General features: G+C 32.6%; 1 protein-coding gene. It reads right to left on the bottom strand.

Features of this window, described 5'->3' with window-relative positions:
• Positions 1 to 117 precede the first annotated feature (117 nt).
• On the bottom strand, positions 118 to 546 hold the full coding sequence (locus tag AC1DWA_RS33065; protein WP_477917659.1) for a spore coat protein: 429 nt from the start codon (positions 544 to 546) through the stop codon (positions 118 to 120).
• Positions 547 to 616: the final 70 nt, after the last annotated feature.

Genomic DNA, 616 nt, shown 5'->3' with positions numbered 1-616 from the left:
CGAATAAATTTAGCTAAATGCATTCACAGAATAAAAATTCCTCTTTATTCTGTTTTCCTATATAGGATTAAAATGATTTCCCTTCCTTGTTTTTACGCTCAGAAGGTTARTTASAKATTAAAGRATRTCTAATGTARCTAAGATAGCGATTAATACTTGTAATAGTACTTGAAGGTTTACAGCGATATCTGTGTCAGTAGCTGTAACATTTACATTTGTAGAGTTTTCAATAATTGTTTTTTGAGAATTTTTTTGTTTAATACCTGAAACTTGTTTTAACTCTTGCATAACGCCGTTTCCTTGCTCATTATCCCCAATTGAAATACGAATCACTACTGCAATAGCTATCTGTAAAGCAGCTTGAATAGTAGCAGCAACTTGAGTATCTGTGGTTTGTACCCTAACGCCTTCTGAGTCTTTAACAATAATTTTTTCAAAAGATTGTTGTTCAGTCTTAGCAATTTGATCTGCTTCCTGCCAAACATCGTCACCGCTGAATCGTTTATTTTCACAGTGGTCTAACGCTCTCCATTTTCTTCCAGTCATGTTTTTTCACCTCTTTTAATTTTTAATTAAAGAATGCCGACAAGCACAATAATAGCAATTAGTACTTGTA

The sequence above is a fragment of the Rhodococcus sp. P4_F3_2 genome (assembly GCF_056401335.1).
Note: the sequence above shows the minus strand (reverse complement) of the source record. Positions and strands in the feature narration are given on the sequence as shown.